Origin of the sequence: Hyphomicrobium sp., from assembly GCF_035572195.1 — a bacterium.
Lineage (GTDB): Bacteria > Pseudomonadota > Alphaproteobacteria > Rhizobiales > Hyphomicrobiaceae > Hyphomicrobium_B.
Genome location: NZ_DATNBA010000153.1, coordinates 1 through 9,890, shown reverse-complemented (window position 1 = coordinate 9,890; position 9,890 = coordinate 1). Strand labels below are relative to the sequence as shown.

The window sequence follows — 9,890 nt, the reverse complement described above, 5'->3', positions numbered from 1 at the left end:
CGATTTTTTTCTTGCAACCTATAGTCGGGCGCATGCTGATTTTCATATGGCTGATATCTTGTGCATAGGTTACATAGTGGTTGTGCGGAGCGGGGAAGTGTTCAACAGGCTAAGGCGATGAGCAGCGGACCTAATGCGATTTGGGCAGAAACTGACGCCAGCCGAGATTGCAGCTTTCTAAGAGCGCGAAACGTCAACGCGAACTTTAAGGGAGCGCATTCTCTGTCGCACGCCACTCATTCATGGCGGCGATCTTTTCGATTTGTCCTAGAAGCGGCAGAAGAGCGCCAAGATCGGCGTTAGCGTCACGGCGCGAGTTATTAGGTTCTCAGCGACCGCCGAAAAAACATTTCGTATCAGATATATATCGGTCGGACTTGGCTCCGCGGGTAGGATTCGAACCTACGACCATCCGATTAACAGTCGGACGCTCTACCACTGAGCTACCGCGGAATGCCGTGCAAAAAGCCGGAAGGCGCTCGCCATAGCAGAACGCGCCTGTCCTGGCGAGGGTCTTCGAGATTTTTCTTTAGTTCCGCAGGTTTTGCATAAGTTCTTCTGTCAAAATGCGGAAACCGCGCTGGCTGCCGACGTCAAAATTGTGGAGGCCACGCCCGGAATTGAACCGGGGTACGCGGATTTGCAGTCCGCTGCGTCACCACTCCGCCACGTGGCCTCAATGCTTTTGTCCCGGTAGGCCCGAAACGTGCCGATGTCGAGAACGGCGATGTTTCCGACCGAGGATCGGCCGTCTAACATAGGGCGGCAACCTCTTACAAGCTGTTACGGTGTGCGACGGCATTCCCGTCGCCTCTTCGGCGCGGCTCGCGTATAGGATGCGTCTTGGGGGAAGGCGCGGACTCGGGCAATTCGGGACCGCGGCTCGATTGCGGAGACGAGCGATGTCAGATACCGCCTTGCAACGCAAAAACATGGTCGAAAGCCAGGTTCGTCCGAGCGACGTGACCGACAGGCGCATCACAGCAGCCATGATGAAAATTTCTCGCGACAGATTTGTGCCTTCGCATCTCGCGAGCTTTGCATATAGCGACGAAACTCTGACGATTGCGGCCAACCAGGCAATGCTGGCCCCACGGCTGCTCGCCAAACTCATGCAACTCGCCGAAGCGGAAGCGGGCGACAAGGCTCTTGTCGTCGGAGGTAGCTGCGGGTACGCGGCCGCCATTCTCGCGCAACTCGTCGCAAAGGTCGTGGCCCTATTGCCGGATGGCGAAACCGCTTCAGCGGCTGCCGAGGCGCTCAGCGCCGTCGGAGTAGACAACGTCGAGACCACGGCGGGTGCTCTTACGGCAGGGTGTCCGTCTAAGGCGTCCTATGACGTGATCCTGATCGAGGGAGGCGTCGAGACCGTGCCGGACGCGTTGCGAAACCAACTTGGCGACGGCGGACGATTGGTTGCGATCGGTGTTGGCGGCGATGTCGGCCACGCCTTTCTGCTGCATAAGAGAGGCAAGCTGATTGCGCGTCGCGACGCTTTCCAAGCTTCGGCTCCGCTGCTGCCGGGTTTTGAAGCCGTCCGGCCCGCGTTCGTCTTTTGAGCTCCTGCATAAACTCGCAGTGAGGATTAACTGTAGCCGGCAATAGTCCGACGGGCGATTGCGAGTTTTCGTCGATCGGCGTTTGTCGCTCACGCGTGAAAAGTGGTTCGTCTGCCGTCACAGTTCGCGGGATCGCTATCAGCAGATCTGTTCTGCGGGAATTGCCGTTCGCACGTGCGCTTCAATAGTGTACTTCGCGCAACGCTCCGAAGGAAATGTTCCATTTCCGAGCGACGGATGGCTCGATACCAACAGTTATCCGCTAGTGTGTTGTCGATGGGAATCGGGTTTAGCCGAAGCGCTTCGAATCGGGTAAACGTTTGATTATTAGGGGTCACAGCTGCTCGGTTGGGTCGGGGTTAAGAGCGGCTTTTCAGGTTCATCCACTTGGCGAAAACAACGGTATCTAGGCCGTCAGGCAGGCGTGCGGCCATTGCAGCACGATTTGCCATTGCAACTACAGCTGTCTTCATGGGCGCTGTCGTTGAAATTCAGCCATGTGCTGCAGAAACGCTGCTGGACGCACTCGCTGGGGCCTACCAATACAGCCCGACGATCGATGCGGAACGTGCCCGGCAGCGGGCGCGGGATGAAGACATCGCGCGTGCCAATTCCGGCTATCGGCCGGACATCAGCGCAACATCGGTCGTTGGCCGGGAGCAGACCATTACGCAGACGCAGTCCGGCATCCTGAACGCCGGCAACCGGAAAAGTATCACGTCGCCGCGTGGGTACTCCATTGATCTCGTGCAACCTATTTTTCGGGGCTTTCAAACGACAAACGCCGTGAACGCGGCTGAGGCCCAGGATCGGGCAGGTCGCGAGTCACTGAGGCAGGTCGAGCAGCAGGTATTGCTCGATGCCGTGACGGCCTTCGGCGATGTCGTGCGTGACGCGGCGATCGTTCGCCTCAACGAGAACAACCTGAAATTTCTAGATGCCGAGCTGAAAGCGACGCAGGATCGTTTCAATGTTGGCGAAGTAACGAAGACAGACGTCGCCCAGGCCGAGGCCCGACGTGCGTTGGGACAATCGGACCTCGATTTGTCGCGCGCCAACCTGAAATCGAGCAGGGCGATCTACGAGCAGGTGATCGGCCATCCGCCATCGCATCTTGTCGAGCCCAACCCAAACACCAAGCTCGTGCCCCACAGCGTCGATGAAGCCGTCGCGATTGGCACGAAGGAAAATCCGCTGGTTGTCCAGGCGCTCTATTCGGAGCAGGCAGCCCGCTATACGGTCGACCAAATTCGCGGCGAGCTGCTTCCTCAGGCCCAGCTCGAGGCGAGTTACACCGACAATTTTGATGAAAGCGAAGGTATCAATCGATCTTCGACTGCTTCAGTCCTGGGTCGCGTGAACGTACCGCTTTATCCGAGCGGCGGCGAAGTCTATGCGCGCGTTCGCCAAGCCAAGCACACGCACGTTTCGTTGTTGCAGGAAATCGAGGTTGCGCGCGCGACGGCTCAGTCGCAGGCCGTGCAGGCGTGGTCGCAGCTGGTGGGCTTCAAGGCTCAAAGCGAGTCGGATCGGGCTTCGATCGCAGCCAACACCACCGCTTTGAACGGCGTCCGGGAAGAAGAGCGGGTCGGTCAGCGCACCATTCTCGATGTTTTGAATGCGCAGCAGGAACTATTGCAGTCGCAGGTCAACCTCGAAACGACGAAGCGCAACATCCTTGTTGCGTCTTACACGCTGGTCTCGGCGATCGGGCGGCTCAGCGTCTCGGAAGTCGGCGCAGCAAGCCAAGTTTACGATCCTGAGGTCAATTACGACGAGACCCGCAGGCGGTGGTGGGGGATCGACATAACCCACGATGATGGTCGACATGAGCATATGGATGTCCGGGACCCCGGCGGTCCACCGATGAAATGACGGGCATCGGCGCGCCTCGCGCCGGGCCGGTATCGTCTTTGCCTCGTTTTGAAACGTTTTTCGGCGTTCCGTCTTCGCCTTGAGAGTGCCGCTCTCCGGGGATAACAGGGTCGCGATCGTTGCCGGTTTTTTTGCAACCTGCCACCATATCGGGTATCGAGGCCGTTCATTCACTCGGGATGAGGCCTAGGCTACGATCGTTAGGTCTGGAGGGCCTTGCCCCGGGGACTTGAGCGTCTCTGTTGCGAGAAGGTGCGGTATGTCGAGACTTGGAATGAACGCCGAACCCAGCATGGAGGAGATCCTAGCCTCAATCCGCAAGATCATTGCGGAAGAGCCGCCGGGGTCCAGGGCGACGCCTTCTGCGTCGCGTGCGGGTGCGCCGTCGCCGGCGCCTACGCCGCAACGCGGGTTCATGTCGCGCGAAGCCTTTATGCGGTCATCGGCGCCCCCTGACGCAGATGACGGCGAACCCGTTTCCAGTACGCCGAAATCCGAGCCGTCGTCGGAGGCTAAAAGCACAGTTGAGCCGTCGCTCATTGCTGCTGGCCACGAGCAAAAGCCTTCCGAAAATTCTGCTCTTTCGAAAAGCTCCAACGGGCACGATAAGTCGCCCGCCGAGCGAAGCTTCAACTCCACCGACGAAAGCGGCGCCGGACACGTCGCGAAAGCGATAGAGGACTCCAAAGCTACAATGGCTACGGAGCCCGAGACAAAAAGTATCGAGGCGCAACTCGCGGATCTGCTCGGCGACGAACTGCAAGCGCTCAACGGGGCGCAGCACGGCGACGCTGATGCCGGGATCAAGACGGGTTATGAAGGGGCTTCCGCGTCAGTGGCGGCCGACGAGCCTGCCGCCTCCGAACCCCGCCCTGGGTTCACGGTATCGCGCATCGGCTTCACGAACGGTTCGGCCGAACCAAGCGACGGCGTCGATCCGTTTTCATTCGACCTCGGTCCGTCACCGTTTTCGTCTCATTCGCCGGAGGACTTCGAACGTCACGGTCCCGCTGCGTCTGAGCCGTTGTCCAAGAAGCCGTTGCGTCTTGAAAACAGACATTCAGAAAGCAACGGCAGTTCAGCGCATGCAACGCCGGAATCGACGTCGTCGGCATCGGCGTCTGCAGCACGGCCGAGTGAACCTTTCGCCGTGCCGAGCGTCGCTGCCACGCTTGGGCCTCATCGTACTCTCGAACCTTTGTCGGCGGCATTCAAACCGGCACCGTCCGAGCATCGCTCAATAGAAAATCACTCTTACGAAGATCGATCGTTTGACGATCGATCGTTCGAACGCCGGTCGAATGGAGCGGCGCCGGAAATCGCATCTCAAAGAGAAAATGCACGCGATGCCAGCGTGCGCGCCGAGTTTCGCGGTGAACGGCTCGAACGGATGCTGCAGGCTGCATCCGTTCAGGAAGCGCCGCCGGATCGCGTGATGGAGGATGCGGTCGCCGATCTTTTACGGCCGCTGCTGCGCACATGGCTTGCCGAGAACATGCCGAAGATCGTCGAGCGCGCGCTTCGCCGCGAGATGACTGACCGCTTGTTGCCCCCTGGGCAAAAAGGCCCCTTCGACTAATCGTCTGGCTGAGCCCAGGCTGCGAAAAAAAGCGGGTCTCCCCCGCTTTTATTTTTTTTCACCGATTTTTTCTTGCGCGTGACTTTCGCCACACGGCTGCCTCGACTGCGCCGTAAGCCTTACCTCCTGCGCGAGTAGTGCTGCATCACGCGTATATGTGGTCAGGGCCGCTCGCGACGTCACTGGGGGAGACGAGACGCATTGAAACATGCGGCCATTCCTTTTCCAGAGTCGACGAACCGGAGGGGCAATAACGGGGTGCCGACGCGGTTCTGCGAGTTGAAGTTTGTACGCAGAAGAGGAAGCGTCATGACAATGTTCAACGGAGCGAAACACGACGTCGAGGATATCCTCGCATCGATCCGCACGAGTATCGCTGATAGATCACCGGGGTATGAAATGGACAGGCGGGATGCACATGTCACGGCGCTGCGACAGCGCAGCATCGTTGCAGAAGAAGCGATGGAGTTTGAGTTGCCGGCAATATTCAAAACATCGGCACAACCCGTTGCAGAGCGGCCTAATCTTCTCGGTCGCCTCAGCGAAGTTCTGTCGGCGAACGGTCAGCATGACTGGGATCGCCCGCGGACGGTAATTCCGTTCGGTCCGGCGCACGGCCGCATGATCGAGCCGCCACCTCCGGTGGCTCGCGATACCGCAAGCGACGCGCAATCGAGGACGGCCGCCCGAACCGGGGCCGATAGCGGCGCCGTGAAGCGCATTATGCCGACTTTTTTCGACACCCGTCTCAATCGCATGAGCGGAATGTCGTACCTCCCGGCGGAGGAGGCCGTCACGATCGAGCCGCCGCCACCCGCCAGGTCGCCCGTTGCCGCCAGGCCGCCGGTTGCGGACCCACCGCAACTGCCGAGGCTTCCGGAAGTTGCTTCGGATGGATTCAACAATGGCGGCGTCGAGGATGCCGCAGCGCAATTGTTGCGTCCAATCCTGAAGCAGTGGCTGACGGAAAATATGCCGAAAATCGTCGAGAAGGCATTGAGAAGCGAGTCCGACGACGATTCCGGCGGGTCGTCGCGGTACTGACTTCCGGAATGACAAGCCCAGACGGCAAGGGCACGTAGGTTGACAGCCGTGGAAGGTCAGCCTTACGACCGGGGTCGAGCAACCCCGGTTGATGAGCGACGCCCCCTCTGATGCTTGAAAAGACGTTCCAGCCGGCCGAGATCGAGCCGCGCATCGATTCCGAATGGGAGAAGGCACAAGCCTTCAAGGCCGGCCGTGCCGCTTCGGGTGGAAAAAACGCTGCCTACGCGATCGTAATCCCGCCACCGAATGTGACGGGCTCGCTGCATATGGGGCACGCGCTCAACAATACGCTGCAGGATATTCTCGTGCGCTTCGAGCGCATGCGCGGACGCGACGTGCTGTGGCAGCCCGGCACGGACCACGCCGGTATAGCGACGCAGATGGTCGTTGAGCGCCAGCTCGCCGCCAACAAGCAACCGTCGCGGCGCGAGCTTGGCCGGGCGGAGTTTCTGAAGCGCGTCTGGTCGTGGAAGGAAGACTCCGGCGGCACGATCATCAATCAGCTGAAACGCCTCGGCGCTTCCTGCGACTGGTCGCGCGAACGCTTCACGATGGATGAAGGTTTGTCGAAGGCCGTCGTGAAGGTCTTTGTGCAGCTCTACAACGAAGGGCTGATCTACAAGGACAAGCGCCTCGTCAATTGGGACCCGAAATTCCAGACCGCGATTTCGGACCTCGAAGTCGTGCAGATCGAGAAGCACGGCAGCTTCAAGTGGGACAAGATGAGCGGCGAGCCGTTCGATGCGGAGGCGCTGGCCAAGGTGCTGGCGAAAGATCCGAGCGGCCACCTGTACTATTTCCGTTATCCGCTGACGAAGAAGGTTGCGGGATACGCCAAGGACTACATCGTCGTCGCCACGACGCGGCCGGAGACGATGCTCGGCGACACGGGCGTCGCGGTGCATCCGGATGATGAGCGCTATGCGGGGCTGGTCAAGGCTGGCGCGAAAGTGAAACTGCCGCTGGTCGGGCGCGAGATTCCAATCGTCGCGGACGAGTATTCCGATCCCGATAAGGGCACGGGCGCGGTGAAGATCACGCCGGCGCACGACTTCAACGATTTCGAGGTCGGGAAACGGCACGATTTCGAAAAAATCAACGTGCTCGATGCTTTCGGCAAAATCAGCGGCGAAGCACCGGAAACCTATCGCGGTCTCGACCGCTTCGAGGCGCGCAAAAAGGTCGTCGACGATATCCACGCGCTGGGCCTTCTCGAAAAAATCGAGCCGACCGGCCACACGGTTCCGCACGGCGACCGCTCCGGCGCGGTCATCGAGCCGTGGCTGACGGATCAGTGGTACGTCAACGCCGCCGAAATGGCGAAGCCCGCCATAGCGGCGGTCGAGAGCGGCAAGACCGATTTCGTTCCGAAGAATTGGGAAAAAACCTACTTCGAATGGATGCGCAACATTCAGCCGTGGTGCATTTCTCGGCAGCTCTGGTGGGGTCATCAGATCCCGGCGTGGTACGGACCGGATGGTCATTACTTCGTTGCGGCGACGGAAGGCGAAGCTAAGGCGCTGGCGAAGAAGCACTACAAAAAGGATGTCGCGCTAGCACGCGACGAAGATGTGCTCGACACATGGTTCTCATCCGCACTGTGGCCGTTCTCGACGCTTGGCTGGCCGGATAAGACGCCGGAACTCAACCGCTATTATCCGACGAGTGTGCTCGTCACGGGCTTCGACATCATCTTCTTCTGGGTCGCCCGGATGATGATGATGGGGCTGCACTTCATGAAAGAAGTGCCCTTCAAGGACGTTTACATCCACGCCCTCGTCCGCGACGAGAAGGGGCAGAAGATGTCGAAGTCCAAGGGCAACGTCATGGATCCCTTGGTGCTGATCGACGAGTTCGGCGCCGACGCGCTCCGCTTCACGCTCGCTGCGATGGCCGCCCAGGGCCGTGACATCAAGCTCGCGAAATCCCGCGTCGAGGGGTATCGCAATTTCGCGACCAAGCTTTGGAACGCCTCGCGCTTCGCCGAGATGAACGAGTGCGTGCGGCTTCGTGATTTCGATCCGAAGTCAGCGTCGCAGACTTTCAACAAGTGGATCATCGGCGAAGCGGAGCTTTGCGCGAAGACCGTCACGAGCGCGATCGAAGCGTATCGCTTCAACGAGGCGGCGCTGACGATTTATGAGTTCGTATGGGGGCAATTCTGCGACTGGTATCTTGAGCTGATCAAGCCGCTGCTTTCGGGTGATGACGACGCGGCCAAGGCCGAGACGCGCGCGGTGACTGCGTGGACGCTCGATCAGATATTGAAAATGCTGCATCCGTTCATGCCGTTCATCACGGAAGAGCTGTGGGCGCATATGGTGGAACACGGCGTCAAACGTGACGATCTGCTTTGCCTCAGCCAGTGGCCGTCGCTCGATGGGCTCGTTGACAACGAGGCGGCCGAAGAAGTGAATTGGGTCGTCGAGCTCATTTCCGAAATTCGCTCCGTGCGGACGGAAATGAATGTACCTGCCGGCGCCAAAATTCCACTTGTGATGATCGGGGCGGGCGACGTCATCCGGGCGCGGGTCCGGCGCAACGACGAGACGTTGAAGCGGCTTGCCCGCATCGATGCGATCGACTTCGCGAAGAGTGCGCCGAAAGGTGCGGCCCTGGTCGTCGCCGGTGAAACGACGGCGGCGCTGCCGCTTGCCGGTATCATCGACATGGCCGCGGAAAAGCGACGGCTCGCCAAGGAAATCGAGAGCGCGATGAGCGATCTGAAAAAAATGGACGCCAAACTTTCCAACCCGCAATTCATGGAACGGGCGAAAGAGGAAGCCATCGAAGAGACGAAAGATCGCAAGACCGAACTCGAGGCCGAGATCAAACGCTTCTCGGCAGCGCTGAAGAGGCTCAGCGACGCGGCTTAGCGTACAATCGGACAGCCATCTTCTCCCCGAAAGGAGAAGGTCATCTGCGCATCAAAGCGCGTTCTCGACGGCGGTGGACATCTCGTTCGTGTTCTTTGCAGCCGTTAAAAACTTGATGCGAAGTTCGGCGAGTTTCCATCCGAGCGGTGTCAATTTCAGCTTGCCGAGATAGATGCGCGCCGGATCTTGCTTGTCCGCCATGTCGATCTCGAATGTCGTGAAGCCGGTAAACTCGGCGCGTTTGACGCGCGCCCAGGCGCGCTCGATTCTTTCGAGCAGCGGCGTCGTCTTGGCTTCATCGGCATCGTTGGCAGTGTAATCGCGATAAGTTTTGCGTAGTGTGAATAGCTTCGGCAGGCCTTCCGGCGTGACGTACGTGTCGACGAGGCGATCGACGGCGCCTTGTCCGACAGTTGTCTTGAGGCGCTGCCAAAGCCCGGAACTCGCCTGCGGTTGTTCCTCGGGGTAGGGCAAATTCAGAGCAATACGGACGATCGAGGGTTTCAGCGTCTCGCGCACGCTAGGCCACTCGATGGCGCGAGCGAGATAATCGGAGTTGCCGTTGCGGACAGCTTCACGAATGAACCAGGCCGAAACGAACGGCGAAGCGATGTAGAACGTCACCGCGAATACGCCGAGAGCGACTTTGATAGAAATCGACTTCATGCGCGGGTGTCCTGAAAACTCGGCGCGTTACGTTGCAATGTCGTGTGGCACAAAAATCCGGCCATCGTCGGACCACCCGCCACGGCCCAGCCATTCGCCGGGTGGACGTGCGGAAAGATCCTAGCTGTCGCCATCGCCCTTGTCCGGTTCCAGCGTCGTCCGGCAGATCGACTTCAAATCCTGCCATGCCTGCGCGTCGAGCGCGGGCGTCGAAGGATAATCGTGTTGGTGCCTGATGATTTCGGCACGTTCGGCAGCGGGCGGATGGCTGCGGAGCCAGCCGATCTT

At 59.5% G+C, this 9,890-nt stretch carries 6 protein-coding genes and 2 tRNA genes; 5 read left to right on the top strand and 3 right to left on the bottom strand.

What is annotated here, in order from left to right; genetic code table 11:
* Window positions 1–378: 378 nt before the first annotated feature.
* Both VN623_RS12895 and VN623_RS12890 read right to left on the bottom strand, forming a co-directional pair.
* Window positions 379–453 (bottom strand) — tRNA-Asn (locus tag VN623_RS12895).
* Window positions 454–602: 149 nt separating this feature from the next.
* Window positions 603–676, bottom strand: a tRNA-Cys gene (locus VN623_RS12890).
* Between the two features lie 226 nt (window positions 677–902).
* Here VN623_RS12890 and VN623_RS12885 point away from each other — a divergent pair.
* The 5 genes from VN623_RS12885 to VN623_RS12865 all read left to right on the top strand — a co-directional run bounded on the left by VN623_RS12885 (window position 903) and on the right by VN623_RS12865 (window position 8,936).
* Window positions 903–1,559: a protein-L-isoaspartate O-methyltransferase gene (locus VN623_RS12885; protein WP_325571519.1), complete on the top strand. Its 657-nt coding sequence runs from the start codon at window positions 903–905 to the stop codon at window positions 1,557–1,559.
* A 471-nt stretch (window positions 1,560–2,030) separates the two neighbouring features.
* A complete protein-coding gene (locus VN623_RS12880; RefSeq protein ID WP_325571517.1) occupies window positions 2,031–3,434 on the top strand; it encodes a TolC family outer membrane protein in 1,404 nt (467 codons plus the stop codon).
* A gap of 274 nt (window positions 3,435–3,708) precedes the next feature.
* The gene (locus tag VN623_RS12875; RefSeq protein WP_325571515.1) at window positions 3,709–5,013 is read left to right on the top strand and encodes a DUF2497 domain-containing protein; all 1,305 of its coding nucleotides are present in this window, start codon (window positions 3,709–3,711) and stop codon (window positions 5,011–5,013) included.
* Window positions 5,014–5,322: 309 nt separating this feature from the next.
* Window positions 5,323–6,057 (top strand): DUF2497 domain-containing protein, encoded by a 735-nt coding sequence (locus VN623_RS12870; protein WP_325571513.1) that lies wholly within the window; start codon window positions 5,323–5,325, stop codon window positions 6,055–6,057.
* 110 nt (window positions 6,058–6,167) lie between these two features.
* Entirely contained in the window at window positions 6,168–8,936 is a 2,769-nt protein-coding gene (locus tag VN623_RS12865; protein ID WP_325571511.1) for a valine--tRNA ligase, read from the top strand.
* 51 nt (window positions 8,937–8,987) lie between these two features.
* On the opposite strand, the gene VN623_RS12860 is transcribed toward VN623_RS12865, so the two are convergent.
* Window positions 8,988–9,602 (bottom strand): DUF2939 domain-containing protein, encoded by a 615-nt coding sequence (locus tag VN623_RS12860; RefSeq protein WP_325571509.1) that lies wholly within the window; start codon window positions 9,600–9,602, stop codon window positions 8,988–8,990.
* Window positions 9,603–9,890: the final 288 nt, after the last annotated feature.